The 26,771-nt window shown below is 67.7% G+C and carries 27 protein-coding genes and 1 pseudogene; 11 read left to right on the top strand and 17 right to left on the bottom strand.

Annotated features, from left to right (window positions below; translation table 11 throughout):
• Positions 1-40 precede the first annotated feature (40 nt).
• Positions 41-1,261 (top strand): acetyl-CoA C-acetyltransferase, encoded by a 1,221-nt coding sequence (locus tag BS329_RS12260; RefSeq protein ID WP_076159495.1) that lies wholly within the window; start codon positions 41-43, stop codon positions 1,259-1,261.
• 95 nt (positions 1,262-1,356) lie between these two features.
• On the opposite strand, the gene BS329_RS12255 is transcribed toward BS329_RS12260, so the two are convergent.
• From BS329_RS12255 to BS329_RS12235, 5 genes are all read right to left on the bottom strand, one after another.
• Positions 1,357-2,889 (bottom strand): DHA2 family efflux MFS transporter permease subunit, encoded by a 1,533-nt coding sequence (locus BS329_RS12255; RefSeq protein WP_076159492.1) that lies wholly within the window; start codon positions 2,887-2,889, stop codon positions 1,357-1,359.
• A gap of 226 nt (positions 2,890-3,115) precedes the next feature.
• A complete protein-coding gene (locus tag BS329_RS12250; RefSeq protein ID WP_076159490.1) occupies positions 3,116-4,384 on the bottom strand; it encodes a YeeE/YedE family protein in 1,269 nt (422 codons plus the stop codon).
• A gap of 224 nt (positions 4,385-4,608) precedes the next feature.
• On the bottom strand, positions 4,609-5,208 hold the full coding sequence (locus BS329_RS12245; RefSeq protein ID WP_143252981.1) for an LppU/SCO3897 family protein: 600 nt from the start codon (positions 5,206-5,208) through the stop codon (positions 4,609-4,611).
• Positions 5,209-5,319: 111 nt separating this feature from the next.
• On the bottom strand, positions 5,320-5,841 hold the full coding sequence (locus BS329_RS12240) for an LppU/SCO3897 family protein (RefSeq protein ID WP_076159485.1): 522 nt from the start codon (positions 5,839-5,841) through the stop codon (positions 5,320-5,322).
• Between the two features lie 74 nt (positions 5,842-5,915).
• The gene (locus tag BS329_RS12235; protein WP_076159482.1) at positions 5,916-6,755 is read right to left on the bottom strand and encodes a Bax inhibitor-1/YccA family protein; all 840 of its coding nucleotides are present in this window, start codon (positions 6,753-6,755) and stop codon (positions 5,916-5,918) included.
• A gap of 314 nt (positions 6,756-7,069) precedes the next feature.
• Between BS329_RS12235 and BS329_RS12230 the strand changes: the two genes are divergently transcribed.
• The 4 genes from BS329_RS12230 to BS329_RS12215 all read left to right on the top strand — a co-directional run bounded on the left by BS329_RS12230 (position 7,070) and on the right by BS329_RS12215 (position 12,572).
• Entirely contained in the window at positions 7,070-8,539 is a 1,470-nt protein-coding gene (locus BS329_RS12230) for a SpaA isopeptide-forming pilin-related protein (RefSeq protein WP_076159479.1), read from the top strand.
• A 12-nt stretch (positions 8,540-8,551) separates the two neighbouring features.
• On the top strand, positions 8,552-9,244 hold the full coding sequence (locus tag BS329_RS12225) for a class F sortase (protein WP_076159476.1): 693 nt from the start codon (positions 8,552-8,554) through the stop codon (positions 9,242-9,244).
• Positions 9,245-9,343: 99 nt separating this feature from the next.
• Positions 9,344-11,335 carry an SDR family oxidoreductase gene (locus tag BS329_RS12220; RefSeq protein WP_076159473.1) on the top strand — a complete coding sequence of 664 codons (1,992 nt, stop codon included), beginning with the start codon at positions 9,344-9,346 and terminating at the stop codon, positions 11,333-11,335.
• Positions 11,336-11,453: 118 nt separating this feature from the next.
• A complete protein-coding gene (locus BS329_RS12215; protein WP_076159470.1) occupies positions 11,454-12,572 on the top strand; it encodes a coiled-coil domain-containing protein in 1,119 nt (372 codons plus the stop codon).
• A gap of 79 nt (positions 12,573-12,651) precedes the next feature.
• On the opposite strand, the gene BS329_RS12210 is transcribed toward BS329_RS12215, so the two are convergent.
• The 4 genes and pseudogenes from BS329_RS12210 to BS329_RS45140 all read right to left on the bottom strand — a co-directional run.
• The gene (locus tag BS329_RS12210) at positions 12,652-13,977 is read right to left on the bottom strand and encodes an amidase (RefSeq protein WP_076159467.1); all 1,326 of its coding nucleotides are present in this window, start codon (positions 13,975-13,977) and stop codon (positions 12,652-12,654) included.
• A gap of 28 nt (positions 13,978-14,005) precedes the next feature.
• A complete protein-coding gene (locus tag BS329_RS44495; protein ID WP_244197115.1) occupies positions 14,006-14,209 on the bottom strand; it encodes a hypothetical protein in 204 nt (67 codons plus the stop codon).
• A complete protein-coding gene (locus BS329_RS45145; RefSeq protein WP_279628151.1) occupies positions 14,206-14,469 on the bottom strand; it encodes a hypothetical protein in 264 nt (87 codons plus the stop codon). The genes BS329_RS44495 and BS329_RS45145 overlap by 4 nt, the downstream gene beginning before the upstream one ends.
• 345 nt (positions 14,470-14,814) lie before the next feature.
• Positions 14,815-15,024, bottom strand: a pseudogene (locus tag BS329_RS45140) (oxidoreductase); the annotation flags it as partial.
• A 130-nt stretch (positions 15,025-15,154) separates the two neighbouring features.
• Between BS329_RS45140 and BS329_RS44490 the strand changes: the two are divergent.
• Positions 15,155-15,400: a MerR family transcriptional regulator gene (locus BS329_RS44490; RefSeq protein WP_244197113.1), complete on the top strand. Its 246-nt coding sequence runs from the start codon at positions 15,155-15,157 to the stop codon at positions 15,398-15,400.
• Between the two features lie 170 nt (positions 15,401-15,570).
• Here BS329_RS44490 and BS329_RS12195 read toward each other — a convergent pair whose 3' ends face one another.
• From BS329_RS12195 to BS329_RS12185, 3 genes are read right to left on the bottom strand one after another with little or no spacing between them, the layout of a single operon-like run.
• Positions 15,571-16,146 carry a TIGR03086 family metal-binding protein gene (locus tag BS329_RS12195; RefSeq protein ID WP_076160244.1) on the bottom strand — a complete coding sequence of 192 codons (576 nt, stop codon included), beginning with the start codon at positions 16,144-16,146 and terminating at the stop codon, positions 15,571-15,573.
• 5 nt (positions 16,147-16,151) lie between these two features.
• On the bottom strand, positions 16,152-16,637 hold the full coding sequence (locus tag BS329_RS12190; protein WP_076159464.1) for an SRPBCC family protein: 486 nt from the start codon (positions 16,635-16,637) through the stop codon (positions 16,152-16,154).
• A 29-nt stretch (positions 16,638-16,666) separates the two neighbouring features.
• Positions 16,667-17,017 carry an ArsR/SmtB family transcription factor gene (locus BS329_RS12185; protein WP_076159461.1) on the bottom strand — a complete coding sequence of 117 codons (351 nt, stop codon included), beginning with the start codon at positions 17,015-17,017 and terminating at the stop codon, positions 16,667-16,669.
• A gap of 271 nt (positions 17,018-17,288) precedes the next feature.
• On the opposite strand from BS329_RS12185, the gene BS329_RS12180 reads away from it, so the two are divergent.
• The 4 genes from BS329_RS12180 (at position 17,289) to BS329_RS12165 (ending at position 21,670) form a co-directional block, all read left to right on the top strand.
• Positions 17,289-18,527 (top strand): glycoside hydrolase family 3 N-terminal domain-containing protein, encoded by a 1,239-nt coding sequence (locus BS329_RS12180; protein ID WP_076159457.1) that lies wholly within the window; start codon positions 17,289-17,291, stop codon positions 18,525-18,527.
• Between the two features lie 150 nt (positions 18,528-18,677).
• Positions 18,678-19,616, top strand: coding sequence for a CE1 family esterase (locus BS329_RS12175; protein ID WP_076159454.1), 939 nt, complete (start codon positions 18,678-18,680; stop codon positions 19,614-19,616).
• A gap of 106 nt (positions 19,617-19,722) precedes the next feature.
• Positions 19,723-20,427, top strand: coding sequence for a TetR/AcrR family transcriptional regulator (locus tag BS329_RS12170; protein ID WP_076159451.1), 705 nt, complete (start codon positions 19,723-19,725; stop codon positions 20,425-20,427).
• A 37-nt stretch (positions 20,428-20,464) separates the two neighbouring features.
• Positions 20,465-21,670, top strand: coding sequence for a cytochrome P450 (locus BS329_RS12165; protein WP_076159448.1), 1,206 nt, complete (start codon positions 20,465-20,467; stop codon positions 21,668-21,670).
• Here BS329_RS12165 and BS329_RS12160 read toward each other — a convergent pair.
• Both BS329_RS12160 and BS329_RS12155 read right to left on the bottom strand, forming a co-directional pair.
• Positions 21,667-22,308 (bottom strand): histidine phosphatase family protein, encoded by a 642-nt coding sequence (locus BS329_RS12160; RefSeq protein WP_076159445.1) that lies wholly within the window; start codon positions 22,306-22,308, stop codon positions 21,667-21,669. The two genes, BS329_RS12165 and BS329_RS12160, sit on opposite strands and share 4 nt — an antisense overlap.
• 101 nt (positions 22,309-22,409) lie before the next feature.
• Positions 22,410-23,207 (bottom strand): TIGR03084 family metal-binding protein, encoded by a 798-nt coding sequence (locus BS329_RS12155; RefSeq protein WP_076159442.1) that lies wholly within the window; start codon positions 23,205-23,207, stop codon positions 22,410-22,412.
• Between the two features lie 128 nt (positions 23,208-23,335).
• Between BS329_RS12155 and BS329_RS12150 the strand changes: the two genes are divergently transcribed.
• Positions 23,336-23,776 (top strand): heavy metal-responsive transcriptional regulator, encoded by a 441-nt coding sequence (locus tag BS329_RS12150; protein WP_076159439.1) that lies wholly within the window; start codon positions 23,336-23,338, stop codon positions 23,774-23,776.
• Between the two features lie 103 nt (positions 23,777-23,879).
• Here the strand turns inward: BS329_RS12150 and BS329_RS12145 are convergent, their stop codons facing one another.
• The 3 genes from BS329_RS12145 to BS329_RS12130 form a co-directional block, all read right to left on the bottom strand.
• Entirely contained in the window at positions 23,880-25,007 is a 1,128-nt protein-coding gene (locus BS329_RS12145; protein ID WP_076159436.1) for an acyl-CoA dehydrogenase family protein, read from the bottom strand.
• Positions 25,008-25,351: 344 nt separating this feature from the next.
• A complete protein-coding gene (locus BS329_RS12135; protein WP_076159430.1) occupies positions 25,352-26,188 on the bottom strand; it encodes an alpha/beta fold hydrolase in 837 nt (278 codons plus the stop codon).
• A gap of 57 nt (positions 26,189-26,245) precedes the next feature.
• Positions 26,246-26,770 (bottom strand): winged helix-turn-helix domain-containing protein, encoded by a 525-nt coding sequence (locus tag BS329_RS12130; protein ID WP_076159427.1) that lies wholly within the window; start codon positions 26,768-26,770, stop codon positions 26,246-26,248.
• Position 26,771: the final 1 nt, after the last annotated feature.

The following is a 26,771-nucleotide window of genomic DNA, read 5'->3' as shown; positions in this document are numbered from 1 at the left end:
CTGGATCCGGATCCTGCGCGACCCGAAGGAGTGTCGTTCCATGCCCGAAGCCGTCATCGTCTCCACCGCCCGATCCCCGATCGGCCGCGCCGGCAAGGGGTCGCTGGTGAGCATCCGCCCGGACGACCTCACCGTGCAGATGGTCCGCGCCGCGCTCGACAAGGTCCCCGAACTCGACCCGACGCAGATCGAAGACCTCATGCTGGGCTGTGGTCTCCCCGGTGGCGAACAGGGCTTCAACATGGGCCGCGCGGTCGCCGTCGAACTCGGCTACGACCACCTGCCCGGGTGCACGATCACGCGGTACTGCTCCGCCAGCCTCCAGACCACCCGCATGGCACTGCACGCGATCAAGGCGGGCGAAGGCGACGTGTTCATCTCCGCCGGTGTCGAGACCGTTTCGCGCTTCGCCAACGGCAGCGCGGACTCCTGGCCGAACACCCACAACCCGCTGTTCGCCGACGCCGAGGCTCGCACCGCGCAGATGGCCGCCGAAGGTGCCGACAGCTGGAGCGATCCGCGCGAGAACGGTGCCATCCCGGACGTCTACATCGCGATGGGCCAGACCGCCGAGAACCTCGCGCGCCTGAAGAACGTTTCGCGCGAGGAGATGGACGAGTTCGGCGTCCGTTCGCAGAACCTCGCCGAGAAGGCCATCGCGGACGGCTTCTGGGCCAAGGACATCACCCCGGTGACCCTGCCGGACGGCACCGTGGTTTCGAAGGACGACGGTCCGCGCGCCGGCGTCACCCTCGAAGGCGTCTCCGGCCTCAAGCCGGTCTTCCGCCCCGACGGCCGGATCACCGCCGGCAACTGCTGCGCGCTCAACGACGGCGCCGCCGCGGTGATCGTCATGTCGGACACGAAGGCTCGCGAGCTGGGTCTGACGCCGCTCGCCCGCATCGTCTCGACGGGTGTTTCGGGACTGTCGCCGGAGATCATGGGCTACGGCCCGGTCGAGGCGTCGAAGAGCGCGCTCGCCCGCGCCGGGATGTCCATCGGCGACATCGACCTCGTCGAGATCAACGAGGCGTTCGCCGCGCAGGTCATCCCGTCGTACAAGGACCTCGGGATCGACCTCGACAAGCTGAACGTCAACGGCGGCGCGATCGCCGTCGGCCACCCGTTCGGCATGACCGGCGCGCGGATCACCTCGACGCTGATCAACTCGCTTCAGCACCACGACAAGCAGTTCGGCCTCGAGACGATGTGCGTCGGCGGCGGCCAGGGCATGGCGATGGTCCTGGAGCGCTTGTCCTGACCTGCTGACCTGTGGACAGGGAGCAAGGGACCTTTGCTCACGTCAGTTAGCGTGCTAACGAACGTGAGCAAAGGTCCCTTGCTCCCTTCCGGGCCCTAGTGGGTCATGATCGGCGGGGCAGCGGAGACCTCGCCGTCGACTCCCTCGGGCAGCGCGGGTTTGGTCTTCGGCAGGAACGCCGCCGGGATCAGGCACAGCGCGAGCAGGATCATCGACCACAGGAACGTGGTCGAGAACGCGTCCGCGGTCAGCCCCGAAGCCACCTCGTGCGTCGCCGGGTCGGACACCGCCGCCGTCGCCGCCAGCTGCCCCTGCGCGGTCGGCACGCCGAACTTCCCGGCCAGCAGCGCCGCCAGGATGATCGACAGCACCGCCGCGCCGATCGCGCCCGCGGTCTGCTGGAGGATGTTCGTCGCTGTCGACGCCTTCGCCATGTCCTGCGATTTGAGCGTCTGCAACGCGGCCGAGGTGATCGGCATCATCGTCGCGCCCATGCCGAGTCCCATCACGAACAGCGCCGAAAGCAGCAGCCAGTACGGCGTCGTCGCGGTGAGCTGGGTGAAGGCGATCAGCCCGGCGAGCATCAGCACGAGACCGGGCAGCACGATCTTCCGCGCGCCGATCTTGTCCGCGAACCGGCCCGCGATCGGCATGGTCAGCATCGCGCCGAACCCCTGCGGGGCGAGCAGCAGACCGGCGTTCATCGCCGATTCACCGCGCGCCAGCACGAAATACGTCGGCAGGAGCAGCATCGCGCCGAAGAACGCGACACAGAAGAAGGTCATCGTCACCATGGCGACCGAGAACGACCGGTTCTTGAACAGTTGCAGGTCGACCAGCGGGTTCGTGACCCGGTTCGCCCGGAACACGAACGCCACCAGCAACCCGACCCCGGCCAGCGCGGGCAGCCAGACCTCCACCGCGCCGACACCGCCCGCCGACGGGATGTTCGAAACGCCGAAGATCAGCGCCGCCAGGCCCGGCGACACCATCAGCATGCCGACGAAGTCGAACCGCTCGCCAGGTTCCGGCCGGTCCTTCGGCAGCAGGCGCCAGGCCAGGGCCATGGTGATCAGGCCGATCGGCAGGTTGATGTAGAAGATCCAGCGCCAGCTCACCGCGTCGACCAGCCAGCCACCGAGGATCGGGCCGCCGATCGGGCCGAGCAGCATCGGCACGCCGAGCACGCCCATCACGCGCCCGATCCGGTGCGGTCCGGCGGCCCTGGTCAGGATCGTCATACCGGCGGGCATCAGCATGCCGCCGCCGAAGCCCTGTAAGACCCGGAAGACGATCAGCGATTCGACGTCCCATGCCATGCCGGCGAGCATCGAGCCGATCAGGAACAGCCCGATCGCGGTCATGTAGAGCCGTTTGGTGCCGAACCGGTCGGAAGCCCAGCCGGTGATCGGGATGACCGTGGCCAGCGCCAGCATGTAGCCGGTCGCGATCCACTGGATGGTGTCGAACGAGGTCTGGAACTCGATGGTCAGTTTCTGGAGCGCGACGTTGACGACCGTCGTGTCGAGGATCGCCATGATAGCGCCGAGGATGACGACGGCGGCGACCTTGAGCACGCCCGCGTCGAGTTTGTCGCCGCCCGGCGCGGCCGGACTTTGCGTTGACATGAAGAATCCGTCCCCTGGTACTCGGCTGACGCGACGACCCCCGCCGGTCGCGACTGCGGAATTGACGCCCGGCGCCGTCGCCAGGCCTTCCCCCAAAGCGCTTGTGCCTCGATGCACAAGCGCGAAGATGTAGCCGAGGGTAGCCGAACACGGGTTTTACTTGCCAACTTTTTCCCGCATGCGGACCGAAAGGGCAGACTCGCGTACAGAGCGTTACCGACAGTGATCAGCAGACGCTGTCCGTCGGAACCGGATTGCCGAGCCCGAACAGCGGCCGCAGTTTGAGCCCGATCCATGTGCCGCCGAGCGCGAACACCCCCCACAGCCAGCCATGCAGGCTGCCGACCGAGATCCCGCCGAGGTAGGCGCCGATGTTGCAGCCACCCGCCATCCGCGCCCCGACACCCATCAGGATCCCGCCGAGCACGGCGGCGACGGCGGTACGCCACGGGATCGAGCTGTGGATCTTCCACGCGCCCGCGGCCGCGGCGGCGACCCCCGCGCCGATCATGATGCCGATGTCGGTGAGGCTGTTCTTGTCCTTCCAGATCGGCGCCGCCAGCGAAGCCGCGTTCGCCTTGAGCCGCCAGAATTCCCACGTTTCGGGGTGCAGCCCGAACACCTGAAGGATCTTGGCGCCCCACAGGCTGAACGCGCTCGTGACACCCCAGATCCCGCCGGAGACCAGGAAGACCGCGCCCGCCAGGACACCGAGGACGACGGCGCCGACGAGGATCGGCCAGGAACCGCGGAAGATCCGGGCGAACCCGTGCGCGGTCGGGACGACGTCGACCGGCGGCGGGTTGCGGCGCTTCTGCACGAACCGGGTGCCGACCACGATCGCGGCGAGGACGGCGACCGTGATCACCCACGAACCGAACCAGCCGACGTGGTCGGCGAGCAGGATCCCCTTGAACTCGGGCCAGCCCGACAGCAGCGGATACGCCCACGTGTAGAGGACCGAACCGGTGATGAACCCGCCGAGGGTCAGCACGATCGTCGACTGTCCGGAACCGACCGCGAACAACGTTCCCGACGCGCACGCGCCACCCAGCTGCATGCCGATGGCGAAGATCGTCGCGCCCACGAACAGCGCGAGCCCCAGCCCGCCCGCGGTCGGGTTCGGCGTGCTGCCGAACAGTCCGGAGCCGGTGCCGACGATCAACGCGATCAGGGTCGCGGCCGTGCCGAGCAACAGCGTGTGCGCCCGCAGGCCCTGACCGTTGCCGACCGCGATCAGCTGGCGCCAGGCCGAAGTGAAGCCGAAGCGTGAGTGGAAGAGCGCGAGGCCGAGCAGCAGGCCGAGAATGATCAGGACGCCGAACTTCGCCCCGTGCGCCGCCCAGACGTACCAGGTCAGTCCGACCGCGAAGGCACCCGCGACGGCCAGCGGCACGATCTTGATCGGCTCCTCCGGTCGCGGGATCGGGGCGGCGCAGGAGGTCGGGAAGTCGAGGAGTTTCTTCTCACCGGCTTGGGTTTCTGTCGTCGCCACCAGGACTCCAGGTCGATCGGCGGTTGGGGACGAGCAACGTTAGGGCCGGTGACCATCCGGTCGCAGCCCGTCCCACACTGTGCGACGAATGGCCGCTCCCCCGCGCCCGGATGGCGGCGGCGATACCGAAGGTCCCTTGCTCCCGCGCCGTCCGGCCGGAGCGCGTGAAGGCCTCCTTCCCTCGGCTGAGCCGAGGGAAGGAGGCCTTCACGGAGAAACAGGTACTACTTGTCGCCCTCGATGACGCACATCGTGGTCGGCGGGGTCGAATAGCTGATGGCTTTGGTGGCTTCGGTGCCTTCGCACGCCGCCTTGTCCGCCTGCCCGTCGACGATCTTCACGAACTCGACCTCCTTGGCCGGGTCCGAGCACGGCACCTTCTTGTAGCCCGCGGTCCCGGCGCCGAAGTTGGCCAGGCAGTCACCCTGCTTGACGTTGACCATCAGGCAGAGCTTGTACGAGATACGACCCGACTGCGAGTACTCGTCGTACGCGCCTTCCGGGCAGGATTCGTTGTCGCCCACCTTCGCCGCGACCTTGACGTTGGCTTCGGCGGTCCCGCAGTCGGCCTGCTTCGGGTCGGCCTTGCTGGTGAATTCGGTGACCGCGAGGCAGTCACCCACCTTGGCACCGTCGGTGCCGGTGAAGTAGTTGACCGCGTACCCGCCGGCGACGAGTACGACGATCACGATCGGAAGGGCGAACTTCAGCCACGCGAACTTGGACCGCTTGGGTGCCGCCGGCTGGACGCCGGGAGGCGGACCGAAAGCGTCGGGCTGTCCCACCGGCGTTTGGCCCCCAGGGGCCGGTTGGGAAGTGGTCACCGAGAAACCTCACAGTTGTGAAGAGGAATGAGAACCTCGGTATCAAACACTTACCGTGATCGATGCTACGCATCGGCCCCCCATACGAGTGAAAGGCCCTGGTCGAGGTCGCTATTTTCCGGCTTTGACGCAGACCGTCGAAGGCGGCGTCGAGTAGCTCTTCAGATCGGTCGCCTCGGTGCTGTCGCAAGCCGTATCACCCGAAGCGCCCTCGATGACCTTCACGACCTCCGCGTCCTTCGTGGGATCCGAGCACTCCACCTTTTGGTACGCCACGCTGTCGGCGAGGAAGTTCTCGAAGCAGTCGCCCTGCCTGGCGTTGATCATCATGCAGAGTTTGTAGGAGGAAAACGTGCGGTCGACGGTCAACTGGTCGTACTCGCCCTGAGGGCAGGCATCGCCGCTTTCGGCCTTCGCGCCGAGCTTCGTGTTGGCCTCGATCGAACCGCAGTCCGCCTTCGCCGGTTCGGCATCGACGTCGCCGAAGGTGGTGACCGCGTAGCAGTCGCCCACCACGGTGCCGTCCGCGCTGGAGAGGTATCCGGTGACCCAGGTCGCCGCGCTGATCACCACGATCGCGACCGGCACCAGGATGCCCACCCAGAACCATTTCGAACGTTTCTGCTCGGTCATGTCAGCAGAGTATTCACCGTGACGGAAAAGGGCGCCCCGATCGCTCGGAGCGCCCTTCCACGGAAAGACCCGGGTCAATCGTTTTGGAAGTACGACAGCAACCGCAGGATCTCGAGGTACAGCCAGACCAGTGTGGTCATCAGGCCGAAGGCGACGTACCAGGACCACTTCGACGGCGTGCCTTCGCGGATCATCCGGTCGGCCTGGTCGAAGTCGAGCAGGAAGCTGAACGCCGCGACACCGATCACCACGAGGCTGAAGATGATCGCGATCGGACCGCCGTCACGCAGCGGGTTGAAACCGAAGAACAGGCTGGTGACGAGGTTGACCAGCATCATGATCGCGACACCGACCACGGCGCCGATGATCCACTTCGTCAACTTCGGGGTTACCTTGACCGCACCCGTCTTGTAGACGACCAGCATCGCGATGAAGACGCCGGCGGTACCGACGATCGCTTGCAGCGCGATACCGGGATACAGCGCTTCGAAAAGACCACTGATCGCACCGAGGAAGACACCCTCGACGGCCGAGTAAGCCAGCGTGAGCGGGCCACTGGGCATCTTCTTGAAGATGATCACCAGCGAAATCACCAGGCCGACGATCATCGAGCCGACGAGCGCGCCGATCACGGCACCGGGGATGCCGAGGATCTTGCCGGACGCCGACAGCGGGATCTGGCTGATCGCCCAGATCGCGGTGAGCACACCGGTCACCAGCGCGGTGCCGAGGCTCAGCGCCGTCTTGATGACGACGTCGTCGACGGTCATCGGACGGTCGTCAGCGCCGGCGGAGGTCTGCGGAGGGCCGTAGCCGGGCACCCCGCCCTGGGGTTGGTTGAAGCCTACGTTGGGTCCGTACTCCGCCGCGCCACGCGGCAGGTTCCGGAACGCCGGGTTGCTACTGGATCGCACCTGATCCTCCTGGATCTACTGGCACCTGCATCGGGTTCAACGACCGCGGGGGCCGCCCGGTTCCCGTCGAAGTAAAGACGACTTTACTCACATTCGGGGAGATACCCATCCCCCACACCGTATGCGGCGGAGATCACGACCGTTCACCGATACCCCACCTGATGACCTCTTGCCAAAACCGCTGATCACAGGCCACCCTGCACGATGCGTGTTCGGATAATCACCGAAGGCGTGTCGGGGAACCTATCGATCGTGTGACCTGCGTCGGCGTAAAGGCGTCGAAGGCAGCACACGGCCAAAGGAGTCAACACACCATGGGGTGGACCACACACCCGAGCGTGCGTTCGCGCGCCTTGACCAGCCTGATCGCGACGTGCCTGCTCGGCGCCCTGTCGGCCACCGTCGCGGCGACACCGGCCTCGGCCGCCAAGGAAGAAGGCGTCGGCTATCAGGTCACGCCCGGTCAGACGGTCGACAGCAAGCCCAGAGACCGCGACTGGCTCGGTTCCTACGTCGTCGGCGGGAAGCACGTGTTCTGCGTCTCCTTCCAGCTGAAGGCTCCGGACACGAACGAGAAGTACCAGCCCGGTGACGAACTCCTCGACAAGTGGGGCGCGAAGCTCCCCGAGGACACCGCCGCCAACATCTCCTACCTGCTGCTCCGCTACGGCGGCACCAAGGACAACGCCGAGGCGGCCGCGCTCGCGCATCTGCTGCACTCATGGACGTCGAAGCCACGCTCCGACGCCGACCTCAAACCGGACCTCAAGCCCGACAAGATCGGCTACGACGTCCAGGGCCAACTCGCCGAGCTGAAAGCGCAGCACGCCGACGCCGCGACGGCCGTCGAGAAACTGACCAAGGACGCCGAGGCGAACCGTGGCCCGTGGACCACCGCCATCGCGCCGCCGAAGGAAGACCAGCACATCGGCACCGCGGGCGAGTGGACGATCAGTGTCAAGAACGCCATGGGCAAGGGTGTCTCCGGCGTGCCGGTGCAGCTCACGCCATCGAACGCGACCGTCGAAAGCGGTGAGAGCACCAAGCCCGCGTCGACTTCGACCGCCAAGGCCGCGAAGGCCACCACGGTGCAGACCAGCGAAGACGGCACAGTCACGGTCAAGGTGACGCCGACCGGTGATCAGCCGAAGCTGGCCAGCTCGCTGTCCGCCCCCGCGGACCGGCCTTACGTGCAGTTCCCCGTCGAGACCGGTGTTCAGAAGGTCGTGTCGACCGGCGGCGAGAAGGAACTGAAGGCCCAAGGTGTCGCGGTCGTCTCGAAGCCGGGCAAGGTCCAGGTGACCAAGGTCGACGCGAAAACCGACAAGGGCATCGCGGGCGCCACGCTGCGGATCACCGCCAAGGACAAGACCACCGCCGCCGTCGGCCAGGACGGCAAGCCGCTCCACGGCGCCGACGGCAAGCCCACCGTCGTGACCACCGAGGGTGAGACCGGGACGGTCACCGTGGAGAACCTGCGCACCCCGCAGGAGATCTGCGTGGTCGAGGTCAACGCGCCGCCGGGCTACACGAACGCGTTCGACCCGAAGGATCCGCCGTCCGCCTGCGGTGAGGTCAAACCGGGTGAGACGCTGGCGCTCAAGGTCGCCAACACGCCCAACGAGGTGCCACGCGCCATTCCCGCCGGTGACCGGCCGGTGGCGATGATGCAGGGCACCGTCGAGAACTCGGCGTCGACCGCCGGGATCCTCGGCGTCGGCGCGCTCGCGCTGCTCGGTTCGGTGATGGTGGGCGTGGCCGCGCGGCGGTCTTCGCGACGCTGAAGAGGTTCGGGAATGTCTGTACGACGCGGGTTCGCGCTGGGAGCCGTCACGGTCCTGTGCGCGGACCTCGTCGCGGCCTTGATCATCTGGCCGCCGACGACCGTGGTGGCGGGGACGGCACAGCCCGCCTCCGTCTCCGTCGCGGGTGGGGCCCCGGCGGCGCCCGCACAACAGGAAGTCACGCCTCCGCCGGAGATCGCCCCCACGACGCCGCCGTCGTCGGCCGCCGCCCCACCGCCGTCGAAAGAACCCGAAGCGCCGAAACCGCAGGGTCCCGGAACGATCCGGCTGCCCGCGGGCGGCGCGGCGAAACTGATCCGCAAGGACCTCGGGCCGGGCGCGGAGCTGCCGGTGCCGGAGAACCTCGGTGAGGTGACCTGGTGGGGGGCCGAGCTGAGTTCGGCCACCGGGGCGAGCGTGTTCGCCGGGCACGTGAACTGGAAGGGTGCGACAGGCCCGTTCGCGGAGCTGTGGACCGAGCGGATCGGCGGCGGCGTCACCGTGGTCGACAAGGCGGGGAAGTCTCGGCAGTACAAGATTTCCCAGCTGATCACGCTGAAGAAGAACGAGCTGCCGCAACGGGCGGACGAGCTGTTCGGTCAGTCCGGTCCACACCGGATCGTCCTCGTCACCTGCGGCGGCCGCTGGGTCGGCGGGGAAACCGGCTACGCCGAAAACCGGGTCGCCATCGCCGACCCGGCCTAGTTACCCGTTAGTAACTTCACCGATGCCGTGGTGGTCAGCACCGTCGTCATGCAGCAGAATGCCGGTGGACGCGGGCGAGCACGGTGAAGGGTGAAGCGGATGGCGACTTTTCTGGTGACCGGGGCGACCGGACTGATCGGGCGCCAGTTCACCCGGCTGCTGCTCACCAGGGAGGACGTCGACAAGGTCGCGCTCGTCGTCCGCGCGTCCTCACGGGACAAACTCGCGGAACTCGTGAACGCCTGGCCGCATCCGGAACGCGTCACCCTCGTCACCGGTGATCTCGGCGAGCCGTTGCTCGGGGTCGGCGAAGACGATCGAGAGAAGCTTCGCGGTGTCGATCACGTCGTGCACCTCGCCGCCCTTTACGACCTCACCGCCGACGACGAAGACAGCATCAAGGCCAACGTCGAAGGCACCGCGCAGGTGATCGCGCTCGCCGCCGAGCTGAACGCGGGCCGCCTGCACCACGTGTCCTCGGTCGCCGTCGCCGGTGACCACGAGGGCATGTTCACCGAGGAGATGTTCGACGTCGGCCAGCGGCTCGTCACGCCGTATCACCGCACGAAGTTCGAGGCGGAGCGCCTCGTGCGCGAACAGCAGGACGTGCCATGGCGGGTGTACCGGCCCGCGGTCGTGGTCGGGAACTCCGAGACCGGCGAAATGGACAAGATCGACGGCCCGTACTACCTGTTCCCCGCGATCAACAGGCTGGCCGGGCTGCCCGACGTGCCGATCGTCGGCCCCGACCTCGGCGACACCAACGTCGTCCCGGTCGACTACGTCGCCGAGTCATTGAACGCGCTGATCACCACGCCTGGCCTGGACGGGCGCGCGTTCCACCTGGTCAACCCGGAACCGCAGCCGGTCGTCTCGGTCTACAACGCCTTCGCGAAGGCGGCCGGCGCGCCGACGATCTCCGTGCAGCTCAACGAACGCGTCTCCAAGGCCATCGTCAACCTGGTGAAGCTGAGCGAGCACATCCCCGGCTTCACGATCGCGCGCGACGCGGTGCTGGAGCGGCTCGGCATCCCGCCGGTACTGCTGGAGACCATGGCGTTCCCGTCGGTGTTCTCGTCGGCGTCGACGCGCAAGGCACTCATCGGCTCGGGCGTCGAGGTGCCCCGGATCGAGGATTACGCGCCCACGCTGTGGCGCTACTGGCGGGAGCACCTTGACCCGTTCCGTGCCCGCAAGCACGGCCCGCGCGGCGAACTGGACGGCAGGCGCGTGATCATCACCGGCGCGTCGTCGGGTATCGGCCGGGCGACCGCGATCAAGGTCGCGGCCGCGGGCGGGGTGCCGCTGCTCGTGGCGCGACGGCAGCACGAACTCGAAGAGGTCCGGGACGAGATCATCGCCGCCGGCGGTACGGCGTCGGTGTACCCGGCCGACCTCACCGACGAAGAGTCGGTGCGCAAGGCCGTCGACGCGATGCTCGCCGAGCACGGCCGGATCGACATGCTCGTCAACAACGCCGGCCGGTCGATCCGGCGCTCGATCAAACTGTCGTATGACCGGTTCCACGACTACGAGCGCGCGATGGCGATCAACTACTTCGGCGCGGTCCGGCTGATCCTCGCCGTGCTGCCGCATATGTCCGAGCGGAAATTCGGGCACATCGTCAACGTCTCGTCGATCGGCGTGCAGGGAATCGCGCCGCGCTTTTCCGCGTATGCGGCGTCGAAGGCCGCTTTGGACTATTTCTCCCGGATCGCCGCGACCGAGACCCACGGCGACGGAATCACCTTCACGACCATCCACATGCCACTCGTGCGCACACCGATGATCCGGCCGACGAAGATCTACGACGCGTTTCCGACGAAATCGCCGGATCAGGCCGCGGACATGGTGATGAAGGCGCTGAAGGAACGTCCGAAACACATCGGCACACCTGCCGGGCAGGCGATCGGGCTCGCGTACACGCTCACCCCAGGACTCACGGATGCCGTGGCCTATCAAGGATTCCGTGTGTTCCCGGACTCCGCGGCCGCGGGTGGCGGCGGCGGACTCAAGATCGGGAAGGGCGAGCAGCATCTGTCCCGGGCGGCGGTGGCCCTCGCCCGGCTCAGCCGCGGCTTCCATTGGTGACACTGCGCACACGGGTGGCGGCCGTTCAGGTGAGGGACAGCAGCTAGGGGCCAACACACGTCGGTGAATCGCCAAGCCTGGCAACGGCGACGCCGAGTACGCAGGTACCGTCGTGACCATGGTTCCCGAGCGAGACAACGGCCTGTTGCCCCTGCGGCGCGAGTACACCCAGGCCTGGCACGGCTTCGACCGGAACGAAGTGCGCCAGTATCTGGATCATCTCGAAGCCCAGCTGCATCGCGTGATCACCGACCGCGACGCCGCGATCGCGCAGGCGACGTCGGCCGCGCGTGAACTCGAAACCGTGCGCCACGAGGTGGCGAAGCTCAACGCCAGAATCGAGGAGCTGAAGAAGCCGCCGGAGCGACTCGAAGACCTCGACGAGCGGATGCAGCGCACCGTCACGCTCGCGCAAGCGCGCGCGGACGAGATCACGAAGCGTGCCGAGGTCGCGGCCGAGAAGCACTGGGCGTCCTCGAGTGAGGCTTCGAAGAAGCTCCGTGAGCGCTACACGCGGCTCCTCGCCGAGCTGGACAAGCAGGCGGACGCGCTGCACTCCGAGCACGAATCCGCGCTCGCCGAGACGCGGGCCGAGGTCCAGCGGCTGACGGTCGAGGCCGCCCAGCGCCGGGAACTGCTGGACAACGAGGCCGAACGCAAGCGCCGCAAGATCGAGCGTGAGTTCGAGCAGACGATCACGGCTCAGCGCACGTCGCACGAGAAGCACATCGCCGACCAGCAGACGGCCAGCAAGAACCAGGCCGAGCGCCGGATCGCGGAGGCCACCGCGGAGGCCAAGCGCCGCGTCGACGAAGCGACGGCCGAGGCCAAGCGCCGGCTCGACGAGGCCACAACGACCGCCGCCCAGCGCACGACCGCCGCCCAGCGGAAGGTCGAGCGGCTGGCGGAGATTCGCGAGCAGGCTCGCAAGAGCTTGATGCAGGCCGACGAGGTCCTGAAGGGCAGCGAGGCGATGCTCGCCGCCTTGCCCGAGGAGTCGGTGATCCCGCACGCTTCGAAGCTCGTCGGCGGCGACAGCAAGGCCGAGGAAACAAAGCCGGCGGGCAAGCCCGCCGAAGCGCCCGCGCCGAAGGCCGCCGCCCCGGCTCCGGCCAAGCCAGCTCCCGCCAAGACCGCTTCTTCGGCGCCCGCCGCGGCGCCGAAGAACGGACAAGGTGAGCAGAACGGTCCGAAGGCGAACGGCCAGAAGCCGTCACCCGCCAAAACCGGCTCCTGACCAGCGAGAAGTAGCAAGGGACCTTTGCTATCAATCTTTTGGAGAGCGATAGCAAAGGTCCCTTGCTCTCTTTCCAGGGTCAGGAGGCGGTGGTGCGAGGCCAGGGATTGGCCGCTTCAAGCTGGGCGGCGAGCCCGAGGAGGAGCGCTTCCCCGCCGGGTGCGGCGACGAGCTGAACACAGGCCGGGATGCCCGAGGGGTGCACGCCGACCGGCACCGACATCGCCGGATAGCCCGCGAGATTCCACAGCCCGGCGAACCCCGCGACCCGCAGGGACGGCAGTGCGTTGGCGATCCACCGGCTTTCGTGCCACGTGCGAGCCTTGAGCGGAAGGCTCGCGAGCATGGGCGTGACCAGGACGTCGTGCTGGGCGAAGAATTCCTCGGTGCGCGCCAGCCACCGCTCGCGGGTGCTCTCCCGGATTCGGGAGGCCAGAAGACGACCGAGCCGGACGTGCGTGCGCGTACGCGGCTGGAGCGCTCGGAAGTCGAACTCGGCCGCTTGCTCGGCCGGGCCGGCGACCCAGCGCGCGACGATGCCGCCGATGGCGCCGGGATTGTACCGAGGCGTTCCGGGCCCGACCGTGTGCCCGGCCGCACTGAACAGCTTGCCTGCCCGCGCGACCGCTCGGCCGAACGCCCGCGGCAACGGGGCCGTGCTCAGCGGGGCACGGGTCGACAGGGCGATGCGGGACCGCTTCGGGGCGGTGAGATTCGCCAGGCCGGGCTGTTCGGCGAGGACCGACATCAGCACGGCCGCGTCGGCAACGGTGGTCGCCATCGGCCCGTGCGTGGACAGGCCGAACCAGCCGTTCTCCCCCGGGACGCGGACCACGCCCTTACCCGGTTTGAGACCGACGATCCCGCACATGGCGGACGGAAGCCGGATCGAGCCCAAACCGTCGGTGCCGTGCGCGATGGGCACCAGCCCGGCCGCGACGGCCGCGGCACTCCCGCCCGACGAGCCGCCCGCCGCGTAGGACGGGTTGCGCGGATTGCGCGCCGTCCCGTCCGGATCGTCACTCGACGGCCAGACACACAGCTCCGGCACCCGGGTCAGGCCGATGATCACCGCACCGGCGGCGCGTAGCCGCCGCGCTATCTCACCGTCCTCTGTGGACACCGTCGACGAACCCGCACGCGATCCCCACGAGGCGTACTCGCCCTCGACCGAAGCGACGTCCTTGACCGCGATCGGCACCCCGGCCAAGGGCAGGTCGGCCAGGTCCGCGCGTTCGGCGACGGCGGCGGCCTCGGCGAGCGCCTCCTCGGCCCGGACCCGGCGGAACGCGCCGACCACCCCGTCCGCCGCGGCGATCCTGGCCAACGCCTCACGGGTCACCTGGACCGGGTCGAGTTCCTTGGCACGCACAGCCGCCGCGATTTCCACTGCCGTCTTCGCCATCCCCGCACTGTAGATCGGGCGGCGAAGATCAGCTGCGCGCCGAACAGGCGAACTTCGCCGAGTCCGGTTCGAAGGCGGGGAGATCGGTGTAGCCGTCGAGCCGGGCGCCGTAATAGACGTCGTGGTCCGCCTGCGCGAGCGGGGCACGGAGCGCGAAGCGGGCGGGCAGGTCCGGGTTCGCGATGAACAGTCTCCCGAAGGCGACGACGTCGGCCAGCCCGGACTCGATCAAGGACTCCCCCCTCCCGGAGGTCGGTTCTCCGGAACGGAGGTTCGCGACGAGCGTCCCTGACCACAACGGCCGCAGGTGGGACAACGCCTCGGCGTCAGGAGTGTCGATGACGTGCAAGTACGCTCGTACCGATGTAGTTCCGCGAGCAATCGTGAGTACACCTCCTTCCAGTCGTCTTCCACGATGTCGTTCTCCGGATTGCCCGGCGATATCCGCAGGGCGACCTTGGCCGCGCCGATCTGGCCGGTCACGGCCGCCACGACCTCGAGCGGGAACCTGAGCCGGGCGGTGACCGAACCGCCGTACCGGTTCTCCTGCGGTTGGTGTCGCGGCGAGGAACTCCTCGATGAGGTATCCGTTCGCACAGTGGAGTTCCACACCGTCGAAACCCGCCTCGATGGCCAACCGTGCCGCCACGGCGAAGTCCTGGACGACCTCGCCGATCTCATCCTCACCGAGCGCGCGGGCTTGACCGTGTCCGTCCAGCCATCGGTCACGAAGATCTGCCCGGCCTGCCGGACCGCCGACGGCGCCACCGGCGTCCGGCCCATCACACCTGGATGGCTGCCCCGCCCCGCGTGCCAGAGCTGCGCGAAGATGCGGCCGCCTTCCTCGTGCACGGCCTCCGTCACTTCACGCCAAGCCTCGGCCTGCCGCTCGGTCACCAGTCCCGGGATACCTGGGCCACTCTTGCCGGTCCGGGAAACCCAGATGCCTTCGCTCACGATCAAGCCGGCGCTCGCGCGTTGCGCGTAGTACTCGGCCGTCAGCTGATGTGGCACGCCTGTCGTGTCGTCAGCACGTCCCCGGGTCATCGGGGCCATCGCGATGCGGTTCGGCAGCTGGATCGCGGTGCCGCGGAGTGCTTCGAGCAACCTCATGAGCGCGAAGCTAAACCCTGACACCGGCGTCACGGTCAACCTCGGTCGCGGTTGATGTGGGCTCATGCGGATCGGCGAACTGGCGGAGCGGACCGGGGTGAGTGTCCGCTCGTTGCGGTACTACGAAACCGAAGGCCTGTTGCGTCCCGATCGATCCGGCAACGGGCTACCGGACGTTCACGAGGCCGACATCGCCCGGGTTCTGCTGATCCAGCTCTTCTATTCGGCCGGGTTGTGCAGCGGCAAGATCGCGGAACTCCTTCCCTGTGTTTCCGGCGACGAGACGCACTTGGTGCCTTCACGGGGTTGACTGCCGAACTCGAGATCGCCAGGACTCGGATCCAGAACCAGATCTCCTTGCTCACCACCTCTCTATCGGTTCTGGAACGTGTCCTGGCCGCGGCCAACGGGACCGACACCGCCGAGGTACCGGTTCTTCCCTGCCCGTGCGGCGGCACCGGGGCATCCATGTCTGACCCGTTAGTAGCTCGGGTCGCGGCCCATCAACCCGAGCAGCCTGTCCTGTAAGGACGCGTCGTCGGGCACTTTCACTTCGGGGCCGAAGACGACGATGTCCGGCCCGAAGGCACCTGGGGTCCTCATCTCCTCGGGGATCGCCTGGGCGCCGGGCCACATCCGGGCGACCTCCTCGGGGTCGATCGTGTCGTCCTGGCCGGTGGCACGCGCCAGATCCCAGCCGTGGACCACCATGTCGGCACTGACGACCCGGTCGATGTGCTGTTCGGCCGTCACCCTCCCCATCGGCGTCTCGTGTTCGGTGGCGGCGAGCACGGGGTCGGCGAGGACGGCTTCGACATCGGCCCGGGCCGACCGGAACGCGCCGAGCGGGTCCGCCAGAAGTGCCGGCGCCGGTCCGAGTTCACGTCCGAGGGGCCGCAGCATCGCTCCGTGCATGTCGACGATGTGCCCGACGACATCCCTCGCGTTCCATTCTTCACAGGGGGACCTGTTCTCCCACTGCCCGGCCTCGACGGCGGCGACCTTGCCCTCGAAGGCATCGGCCCGGACGCGATACCGGTCCGCGATGGCGTTCATTTCGTTCACACCTCCGCCCGGACTGCCATGACCTCGGCCAGTTTGTCGAACCCTTCACCGACGCCCCGCTCCATTCCGGATTCGAGCACGGCGTCCCGGATCCGCTTCGAGCTGTACCGCAGCACCTGCGTCAGAGTGGTGATGCCGCTGTTTTCTTTCAGTGTCAGGGTTGCCAGAGCCTGCCCTTCCGAGGCGTCGCAGTCCTCGTTCGTCTCAAGGGAGATGAGCCTTTCCGGACGATCGATCTCCTGGTAGACGCCCTGTAGAACCATCTCCATCCCGCCGCCGTGGCGCAGCCGGTAGCGCCATCTCCCTCCGGCCCGCAGATCGATCTCACATTCGACGACCTCGCAGTCGCGCGGGCCGAACCAGCGTCGCACCAGTTCCGGTTTGGTCCACGCGTCGAACACGAGTGCCCTCGGCGCGTCGAAGGACCTCGTCATGACGATCTCGAGATCGCCGGATTTCGCCACGCTGAGAGTGCGTCCCATCGTGTTGTTCCTTTCCGCTCGTGCGGTGGTCAATCGGTCTCGTCCCGGCGCTCCGGGTGCCGCAGTTCTTCATCGAGGACGAGGTCCAGCTGAGAGAAGGCCTCGTCCCAATGGCGGCGGTAGTCACCGAGCCATTCGTTCGCGTTCTTCAATGGCTCGGCCACCAGTCGGCAAGGGCGACGCTGGGCGTCACGTCCCCGCGCCACCAGCCCCGCCCGCTCCAGCACTTTCAGGTGCTTGGAGATGGCGGGCTGGCTCATCGCGAACGGCTCGGCCAGCTCCGTCACCGTGGCCTCGCCGCGTGCGAGCCGCGCGAGGATCGCGCGGCGGGTGGGGTCGGCGAGTGCCGCGAAGGTGGCATCGAGCAGATCCTGGGCCACGGTCGCCCGCCTTTCCGTTCTCACGAGTTCGAGTTCTCACGATTGGTCTCTCACGCCGCGGCGGCGAGCGACCTTTGATAACCTTGCGGTTCCATAACCATGTGGTAATCTAAAACGGAGCAGATCGAGTTGTCAAGTCCGAGCAGCGGGTTGACGAGGGAGAACACGGATGAGGAAGGAGGTGAGGCCGAAGCCGGAGCCCGCGTGAGGACGAACGAAAGGGCACGCGAGCGCGTACTAAAGGGCAACTGGGGTTACCGTCGGTACCGTCATGAACGACGAACGAAACGAGCTGATGAACTCCGGGCGACCGAAGACGACGAAGCGATGGGCGGCCGTCATCCTGGGAGCGGCCGCCGTTCTGGCCACCAGCGTGCAGTGCGGTACAGCGAACCAACAGGCCGGGTCGGCACAGCCGGCGGGGACCGTACCGCCGCGCGAGGGCACCGTTTCGAGCCCGCCCAGCAGCAGTCCGCCCACTCCCTCGCCGTCACCGAGGGCGGAGCGGGCGCCTGCTCCGGGCTGTGAAGCCGTCATCGCCGGGATGAACCCCCGGCAGCGACTGGCCCAGCTGATGGTGGTCGGCGTGAACGCCGGTGATCCGCAGGCGGCGGTGAAACTGGTGCGCGATCAGCAGATCGGCGGGATCTTCCTCGGCGGCAACGAGACGGCCCTGCTGCAGAACCGCGCGCTGGACGAGGTGCAGCGGGCCGCGAAGGTCCCGGTGTCGGTGGCGATCGACGAGGAAGGCGGCCGTGTTCAGCGGATCGACGCCCTCGACGGCGATATGCCGAGTGCCCGGAAAATGGCCGCGAGCATGACGCCGGCACAGGTGCGGACGAAGGGCGCCGAACGCGGTAAGCAGATGCGAGCCCGCGGCGTCACCGTCGACTACGCGCCCGACGCCGACATCACGGACCAGCCGGACCGCGACATCGTCGGTGACCGGTCGTTCGGCTCGGACCCCGAGGTCGCGCGTAAGTACGTCCTGGCGTTCGCACAGGGCTTGCGAGACGCCGGGGTGCAGCCGGTGCTGAAGCACTTCCCCGGGCACGGGCACGCCACAGGGGACTCCCACAAGGGACTGGTGCGGACGCCACCGCTGGCCTCGCTGCGGAAGGTCGACCTGGTGCCGTACCGGGACATCGACGAATACGGCGAGATCGGCGTCATGGTCGGACATCTGGACGTGCCCGACCTGACCGGCGGCACGCCGTCGACCCTGTCGGCGCCGGCGTACCGGCTGCTGCGGACGGAATACGCGTTCGACGGCCCGGTGATCACGGACGATCTCGGGGCGATGAAGGCGATCACGTCGCAGTACCCGCTGCCGACGGCGGTGCTCAAGGCCTTGCAGGCGGGAGCGGATCAGGCGTTGTGGTCGTCCGGCGGCAACGTCGACACGGTGCTGACCACGCTGGAGAAGGCGCTCGCGTCCGGCGACCTTCCGGCCGCCCGGGTCGACGAGGCACTGACCCGGGTCCTCGCGGCGAAACAGGCTTGCGACTGATCGACCGCCAGTACCGGCGAAGCGGTCGCACCGGGCCGCCGGCCGGGTGACGTGAAAAGCGGTCCGAAAACTCAATGAACACAATGCTGACCAGGCCGGTGCCGGGAGTGACCCTGATCACCGCCCCGCCGCCCGATCAAGGAGGATCGCGTGCCTGGTCCCACGAAGTATCTACGCCGTCTCGCACTGACGGCGGCCGCCGCTGCCGGATTGAGCCTGCTCGCCGGGCCGGTCGCGTCGGCCGCTCCGTCGGCGATCGACCGCCCGGTGCCGACCACTGGCTGTCATCGTCCGTCGCCGGTCCCCGCCGGGACGACGACGTTGCGGACCTTGACGTCCGGCGGACTGGCCCGCGAGTACACCGTGCATGTTCCCGCGCGGTACCGGCCGTCGCGGCCGACGCCGCTGGTGTTGTCGTTCCACGGCCATAAGCGAACATCGAAATACCAGGAGGAACTGTCCGGGTTCTCGTCGTACGACGCGATTTCCGTCTACCCGCAAGGCCTTCCGGGTACCGACGGTGAATCGGCCTGGACCGGCGCGCCGTACTCGGCGGCCGCCGACGACGTGCTCTTCACCAGTGATCTGCTGAACACGCTCCAGCGGGAACTGTGCGTCGACTCCCGCCGGATCTACGCGACGGGCAAGTCGAACGGCGGCGGGTTCGTCGGTGTCCTCGCCTGCCGGATGCCGGGCCGGATCGCGGCGTTCGCCCCGGTCGCCGGCGCGTTCTACCCGCAGGGCGGCGCGTGCCATCCGTCTCGTCCGGCGCCGATCCTCGACTTCCACGGCACCGCCGACACGACGATCCCCTACACCGGGAATCCCGCCAAGGGTCTGCCGGCGCTGCCGGACTGGCTCGCCGGGTGGGCGGACCGGGACGACTGCTTCCCTCGGCCGGTCCAGTACTCGCCGAAGACCGGCGTCATCATCCAGCGCTGGCTCGGCTGCTCGCTCCAGCACTATCGAGTCGAAGGCGCCGGGCACGTCTGGCCGAGCACGGCACCGAACAATGACTCCGCCACCCCGACCGTCGTCAACGCGACGCCGGTCATCTGGAATTTCTTCCTCGCCCACCATCTGCGTTAAAAACCACCGCTTTCCTTGCGGAAACTGTCCATCCAGCGCTACCGTCGAATTGACCGGATGACCAGATAAGCAAATCTGGTCACGACGTCAGAGATGGGGAGCGCACGTGACAGAACGTCCGGACCGCACCGCCGGCCGCGCCGATCGCATCCTCGACGCGGCCGGCGTCCTGCTGACGCGGCTGGGCTACCGCAAGGTCACCATCGAGGACATCGCGAACCAGGCCGGCGTCGGGAAGGGCACGGTCTACCTGCACTGGCGCACCAAGGAGAACCTCTTCCACGCGTTGCTCCTGCGTGAATCACTCCGGGCGGCCGAGAGTCTCCTCGATCGGCTGGACGAAGATCCGGCGGAAGTCATCCCGCATCGATTCCAGCGGGCGGTCTTCCTGTACACCCAGCGGAATCCGTTGCTCGGCGCGCTCATCACCGGCAACACCGAACTGCTGGGCCGGTTGAAGAAACATCCCTTGCAGGACCAGGACGCCGTCGTCACCGAGCGGTACCTGAAGACGATGACCGACCGTGGACTGCTGCGCGACGACATCCCGGACCTGCTCTTCACCCTGCGCGCCTCGGCGCTGGGGTTCTATCTGATGGACAGCTTCACCAACGACGGCACCAGCCTCACGTCCGAGGAGAAGGCCGATGCCCTCGCGCACATCATCCGGAGGGCGTTCGAGCCACCGGAGCCGCCATCACCGGCGGACGTCGCCGCCACCGCGGCCGAAGTGATCCAAGCGTTCCGGGAGCTGATCTCGTCCTATCGCGCCTGGATCTACCGGCAGGACGGCACCGAGGAGCCCGTCTGATCCGAGCTCTTCCACCACGAGAAGAAGGGGGCAAGCCATGACCACGATCGCCGAAACCTGGGGTGTCCACGAAAGCCAGTTCTGGCTTCGGGACGAGTTCCCGGCCGACCCGGTCCGTTTCGATCCCGAAGCGGGCATGTGGCACGTCTACGGCCACGCCGAGGCACTGAAGACCCTGAGTGATCCCAAGGTGTTCTCCTCCGACACCACTCGACTGATCCCCGAGGAGATGGCGCCGGACAAGGATCAGTTCGTCGAAGGCAACCTGCTCCAGATGGATCCGCCGGACCACAAGAAACTGCGCACGCTGGTGAGCCACGCCTTCACCCCGAAGGTCGTCGCGGACCTCGAACCGCGGATCGCCGCGTTGACGAACGAACTCCTCGACGCCGTTGATGGCACGGACTCGATGGAACTGGTGACCCACCTGGCTTATCCGCTACCGGTGATCGTCATCGCCGAACTGCTCGGCATCCCGGCGAGCGATCGCGATCTGTTCAAGGAATGGGTCGACAAGTTGCTGCGGAACAGCCAGCAGCGGTCGCTGCTCAAGCAGACCGAGGAGGACAAGAAAGCCGCCGAGGAAACGCGCGAACAGGTGAACAACCTGGTGAGCTACCTCTCCGAACACGTCGACGACAGGCGGCGGAACCCGCGCGAGGACTTGCTGACCAAACTCGTCCAAGCCGAGGTCGACGGCGAGAAACTGACTCAGAACGAAGTCGTCAACTTCGCGAACGTGCTGCTGCTCGCCGGCCACATCACCACCACGATGCTGCTCGGGAACACCGTGCTGTGCCTGGATTCCCATCCGGACGAGTACCGGCGTGTCCGAGAGGACCGTTCGCTGCTGCCCGCCACGATCGAGGAATCACTGCGTTTCCTCAGCCCGTTCGCGCTCGTCGCGCGCGCCACGACGACCGAGGTCGACCTGGGTGGCCGGGCGATCCCGGCGGACAGCATGCTCTTCGTCTGGGTCGCGGCGGCGAACCGGGATCCGCGCACGTTCACGGATCCGGGCATCTTCGATCCGGCGAGGGCGCACAACCCGCATCTGGCGTTCGGCCGCGGCATCCACTTCTGCATCGGCGCTCCGCTCGCCAGGCTGGAAGGCAAGACCGCGCTGAACATCCTGCTGGACCGATTCCCGGACCTGCGCACCGATCCGGCGGCCCCGCCGTCGTTCATCCCCAGCCCGAACATGACCGGGGTGAACGAACTCCGGCTGCTGCTGAAGCCCTAGCGGGCGGCGAACCGGGAAGCGAGCGGGACCACCACTCGCGGGATCCGCTTCCCGGGGGTGTACCGCAGTTCCGTGATGTTGCCGTTCGGCACGACATAGGTGTCGGCGAACGTGCGGAATCCGCGCATGGCAGCACTGTCCGGAGTGGTGATCCCGGTCAGCAGTGACCACATGACAGCGCGGATGAAGAGCCCGTGCGTGAAGACGGCGATCGGCCCGGGTTCCCGTTCTCCCAGCCGTGCCAGGAAATCCTGGGTACGGATGAGCAGTCCGGCGAAGGATTCCGCGCCGTTCACCGCGTGGTGCGGATCGGCCCGGTCCCAGTAGGCCTCGGTGTACGGCCTGCGGATGGCGGTGGTGGTGACCTGTCCATGGAGTTCGCCGAGAAACGTGAACTCCTGGACAGGCCACTCCTCGCGCTCCGCGCCGGGGAATCGCTCGATCGTCGGTTCGGCGGTCTGGCGTGCCCGCAAGAACGGCGACGTCACGATCAACCGGGGCGGATCGGCCCACGATTCCGCGACCTCGGCGGCTTGCCGTCTGCCGAGCTCGGTCAGGGCGGAAGCCCCCGGCTCACCGCCGGGAAGACCCGCGTTCGTCTCGCTTTCGCCGTGTCTGATCAGCCACACCCGTGCCACGATCGCCTCCTAGACCCCGTGTGCACCGACGATCGCATCGCGCGGGGCCCACCGCGACTTCCATGATGCCGTAGTAATCACCATGGAAGCCGGCGCGGTCATCAGCGGTCGAACTGCCCTGGTTTGCGCCCCTCGCCCGCCGGACCGCGATACGCCTGCGCGATGTCCAGCCAGTGGTCCGCCAGTGCGCCTTCGGCACGGACGTCGAGGTCGTCACGGTGACGGCGCCGCGTGGCCAGCAGGCAGAAGTCCTCCGCGCTGCCGGTGATCCGCTGTCGCGAGTCCTCGGGGCCGAAAGTCCACAGCTGCCCGGACGGCGAGGTGATCTCGAACCGGAATTCCTGCTCCGGCGGGGTCAGGCCTCTTGCCTCGTACCCGAAGTCCCGCACCCGGACGGCGAAACCGACGAGGTACGCGAGCCGGTCGGTCCGTTCGGGGCGCACCCCCAGCGCGTCCGCGACGTCCTGGCCGTGCGCGAACAGTTCCATCATCCCGGCGCAGGCGAGAATGGCGGGCGGCAGCGGGTTGACCAGCCACGGCACGACCTGGTCCGCCGGGACGGCGGCGAGCGCCTTGATGCCCGCGTCGCGTTCGGCGCGCCACCGGCTGAGCACGACCTCGTCGGGATCGCCGAGGTAGTCGTCGAGGGCCGCGTTGACGGCGGCGTCGAACCCGCGCGCCATCGAGGTCTTCGCGAGTTCGGCGAACTTCCGCGGCTCGGCCGCGGACAGTCCGGCGATCTTGAAGATGAAGGAAAGGTGGGCGATCTGGTGCTTGACCGACCAGCCGACGGCGGGCGTCGGCAGCGCCCAGCCCGCGTCGTCCAGATCGGCCACCAGAGCGTCGACCTGTTCACCTTCCGTGGTGAGGTCCTTGATCACGTTCCGGAAGTCAGTCACCGTGCCGTCCTCTCGCCGTTTGCACCCGTTCCGATGATGCGGACGCGCGAGGCTGCCGTCTTCTTCTCGTGAGCCCCAGAGGATTCGCACTTGATTCTGGAGCCGGGTCCAAGTTCTACCCTCGAACCATGCGAACCGACGCGACACCGGCGGCGTTGACCATCTCCCAGGTGACCTCCCGGGCAGGCGTGCGTCCGGACACCGTGCGCTATTACGAGCGCATCGGCCTCCTTCCCACCCCGGCACGGACCACCGGGGCGCACCGGCGCTACGACGAGGAAGTCATCGACAGGCTGCGGTTCATCCGGGGCACGCAGCGGCTCGGGCTGACCCTGACGGAGATCGGTGACCTGCTGAGCGTCCGCGACACCGGGGCGTGCCCCTGCGAACCCGCCGAAACCATGCTGGAACGCCATCTCACCGAGATCGAAGCGGAGATGACGCGACTCGGCGCGCTGCACGCCGAACTCACTTCCATGCTGTCCGGGATGTCCGGCGACGAATGCGCCGATCCCCTTCCCGGCGCGTGGTGCCCGCCTGACCGCGAGCCTGAGGGAGGAGGTGGATGACCATGCGGATCGACGACTGCTGCGACTGCTGCGGCACCGGCTGCTGCTGACCCGCTTCGGCGGGACCGGCCGGGCTTGACGTCACCCGGTCGGTCAGCCGAGGTCAGTCCCGCGGCAGGAGCACCGTCTTCCCGATCCGATCCTTGCAGACTTCGGCCGAATAGGCCATCAGCCCGCCCGCCTGCGCGTCCCGGAACAGCCGCTGGATCGGCGAAGTGCGCAAAAAGCCCGAGCCGCCTCCGGCTTTCAGCGCCAACTGCGCGACGTCGCGGGCGATGTCGTTCGCGAGCACTTTCGCCGTCATGGTCGCGGGCAGGAATTCCGGCGAGTTCCGATCCGCCAGCCACGCCATGTTCCGGGAGTACATCCGAGCGGCTTCGAGACGGGTGTGGACGTCCGCGACCTCGAACTGCAACCACTGCATTTCGGCGAGCGGCTGCCCGGTCACGGGGATGACACGGCTCCGGGAATGCGAGATCAGCGCTTCTTCCGCCGCGTCGGCTATCCCGAGGGACAGGAAGGCGAGCCCGGCTCCGATGTGGTTCGGGCGCCGTTCGGCCGAGGGCGGGCACCTGCGGTCTTCCCGCAGCACGGTCCCTCCGAAGGAGACGAGCTGGCTGCGGCTGGCCCGCAGTCCCATCGTGTCCCAGATGGGCACGAAGGTCATCGTGTCGTCCGGTGACACACCGAAGAAGGTGGGCACACCGTCGACGAGCGCGTTGACCAGGAAGTGGTCGGCGACCTCACAGCCGGAAACGAACCGCTTGGCGCCGGTGAGCCGGAAGCCGCCGTCGACGGGCTCGGCGCTCTGCTGCGGCATCAGGAACATGTTGCCGCTGCTCGGTTCCGACAGGGCGTTGGCGAATCGCCTGCCTTCGATGAGTTCCCCCGCGTAGAAGCGGCCCACTTCGGGAGCGGACAGCTGGACCAGTCCGACGGCGGCGCCGATGTGCATCACCCAGATGCACGCCGTCGAGGAACAAGCCGCGCTGAGGATCCTGACGATCTCGCCGTAGGACCGATAGCTGAGATCGTCACCGCCGAACTCCGCGGGCAGGGTCGCCCTGTCGAGTCCGGTCGCGTGCAAGGCACGGAGGTTGGCGATGGGCAATTCGGCCGTTTCGTCGAACTCGGCGGCGCTCGCGGCGAAGTCCTTCGCCAGTTCGGTGACGGTTTCGATCCAGCGGCGTTCGTGGGCGGGCGGGGCGAACGGATGGGCGGGCTCGGTCATGACCGCATCATGCCGGAATCGCGAAGGCCTCCTCGCCACCCCGAGAATGGCGAAGGAGGCCTTTCATGGTTCGGCCGTCACACTCCCGGTGCGGGCGGCCATCGCGAATTCGCCGGAAGCGGTCTTGGCCGAAACCACCGCGCCGCCGAAACCCGGCACGAGCTGCCAAGCCCGTGATCGCGGGCACGGCTTCGGGAAGTTCGAAGACTCCCGAGAGAACCCGTGTCCCGGCTAAGATTCCCACCAGCATGAGCTGCACGGCGATCCCGTACCGCTTGCCGAACGGGCTGAATCCCACCCCGATCGCGGAACTGATCAGGTGCCCTTGGTGACTTGTCCGTCCGTCAGGCGAGTCCGGAAAGGATGGTCGCCGCCTCCCGCGGGTGCAGGAGGAAGCCGACGTGACTGCTTTCGAGCGAGTGGACGTCGGTCGGGTTGTCCGGGGTGAGCGCGTCCGCCTCCTTGATGAACCGGTCCTGCAACGCGATCGGTATCGACAGGTCCTCGGTGAGCCGGATGTAGGTGCGCGGGATCCGGCCCCACGTGGCGGCGTCGGCGCGCTCGGTGCCGGCGTCGAGGCTCTCGTCCGGTTCGAGGGTGTTGAGGTAGGCGAAGAACTCCTGCTCGGTGCCGTCTTCGAGCATCGCGGTCTTCAGCGTGGACAGCAACGTGGGATCGGCGGTCCGCCAGTTCATCCGCAACGCGCCGAGCGCGGCGGGGTCCGCGACGACGACCGCGCCGACGTCATTGAGCGCGCTGCTCGCGTTCTCGGGTCCCTGCATGTATTCGCCCACGGTCATGTCGACACAGCACCATGCCGAGATGTAGACGATCCGGTCGACCAGTTCCGGGATCGCGTTACCGACCCCGGTGAGCGTGACCCCGCCTCGGCTGTGCCCGACCAGGATGACCGGCCCGTGCTCGGCGGCCTTGCGGACGACGTCCACCACGTGTCCGACAGTCTCGGCGAAGGTGACGCCGGCCAGCTTCGACGGTGCCGTGGCCAGCGCTTCCCTGTCCTGGGGTGCTTGGTAGGCCGCGTGAAAACCGGCGTCGAAGCCGTGTCCGGGAAGGTCGACGGCCAGCGTGCGGTGGCCGAGCAGGGCGAGCTCGCGTTGCAGTGGTCCCCAGGTGAACGAGTTGCTGTTGGAGCCGTGTACGAAGACGTAAGTGGGAGTCACGACTCCATCTTCACATTCCCGGTTTCGCCGGGTGACGTACGGCCGGGACTGAGGCCTTCAGTCCGCGATCAGCACGTGCCCCGCCCCGTCGAATCGGTAACCCACCCCGCGCACCGTCGTGATCGGCGTCAGCACGGGTTCCAGTTTCCCGCGGATCTTCCGGACGTGGACGTCGACGGTCCGCCCGTTGCCACCGGCCAGGCCCCACACCCGCGCCATCAGCGTGACGCGGTCGAAGACGCGGTCCGGATTCCGGCTCAGGAACAGCAGGAGATCGAACTCCAGCCTGGTGAACTCCAGCACCTCGCCGTGCAACAGCACTCGTCTCGAATCCGGCTCGATGCGCAGCGGCGGCGCGGAGCCGCTGAGGCGTCGCCGCCGTCCGGCGAGTTCGACGACCTGGGCGGACGTCGCTTCGCCCGCTTGGAAGGTCCGCGTCGTGAGGGTCACCCCGACGGTGTCCTCAAAGGACTCGAGCAGGCGCGCGGCGATCGCGGCGGCGTGCTCGGAGTCGGTGTTCACCCGCAACGCCAGGGTCAGTTCGACGGTCGGTTCCCCGCTCACCGCGACCGACTGCGTCATC

This window comes from Amycolatopsis coloradensis, from assembly GCF_001953865.1.
GTDB lineage: Bacteria > Actinomycetota > Actinomycetes > Mycobacteriales > Pseudonocardiaceae > Amycolatopsis > Amycolatopsis coloradensis.
This window is presented reverse-complemented; position numbering and strand designations above follow the sequence as displayed.

Coding starts and splice junctions, on each gene's coding strand:
- BS329_RS12260 (WP_076159495.1), top strand. CDS start 41: ATGCCCGAAGCCGTCATCGTCTCCACCGCCCGATCCCCGATCGGCCGC.
- BS329_RS12255 (WP_076159492.1), bottom strand. CDS start 2,889: ATGTCAACGCAAAGTCCGGCCGCGCCGGGCGGCGACAAACTCGACGCG.
- BS329_RS12240 (WP_076159485.1), bottom strand. CDS start 5,841: ATGACCGAGCAGAAACGTTCGAAATGGTTCTGGGTGGGCATCCTGGTG.
- BS329_RS12230 (WP_076159479.1), top strand. CDS start 7,070: ATGGGGTGGACCACACACCCGAGCGTGCGTTCGCGCGCCTTGACCAGC.
- BS329_RS12225 (WP_076159476.1), top strand. CDS start 8,552: ATGTCTGTACGACGCGGGTTCGCGCTGGGAGCCGTCACGGTCCTGTGC.
- BS329_RS12220 (WP_076159473.1), top strand. CDS start 9,344: ATGGCGACTTTTCTGGTGACCGGGGCGACCGGACTGATCGGGCGCCAG.
- BS329_RS12215 (WP_076159470.1), top strand. CDS start 11,454: ATGGTTCCCGAGCGAGACAACGGCCTGTTGCCCCTGCGGCGCGAGTAC.
- BS329_RS12210 (WP_076159467.1), bottom strand. CDS start 13,977: ATGGCGAAGACGGCAGTGGAAATCGCGGCGGCTGTGCGTGCCAAGGAA.
- BS329_RS44490 (WP_244197113.1), top strand. CDS start 15,155: ATGCGGATCGGCGAACTGGCGGAGCGGACCGGGGTGAGTGTCCGCTCG.
- BS329_RS12195 (WP_076160244.1), bottom strand. CDS start 16,146: ATGAACGCCATCGCGGACCGGTATCGCGTCCGGGCCGATGCCTTCGAG.
- BS329_RS12190 (WP_076159464.1), bottom strand. CDS start 16,637: ATGGGACGCACTCTCAGCGTGGCGAAATCCGGCGATCTCGAGATCGTC.
- BS329_RS12180 (WP_076159457.1), top strand. CDS start 17,289: ATGAACGACGAACGAAACGAGCTGATGAACTCCGGGCGACCGAAGACG.
- BS329_RS12165 (WP_076159448.1), top strand. CDS start 20,465: ATGACCACGATCGCCGAAACCTGGGGTGTCCACGAAAGCCAGTTCTGG.
- BS329_RS12150 (WP_076159439.1), top strand. CDS start 23,336: ATGCGAACCGACGCGACACCGGCGGCGTTGACCATCTCCCAGGTGACC.
- BS329_RS12145 (WP_076159436.1), bottom strand. CDS start 25,007: ATGACCGAGCCCGCCCATCCGTTCGCCCCGCCCGCCCACGAACGCCGC.
- BS329_RS12130 (WP_076159427.1), bottom strand. CDS start 26,770: ATGACGCAGTCGGTCGCGGTGAGCGGGGAACCGACCGTCGAACTGACC.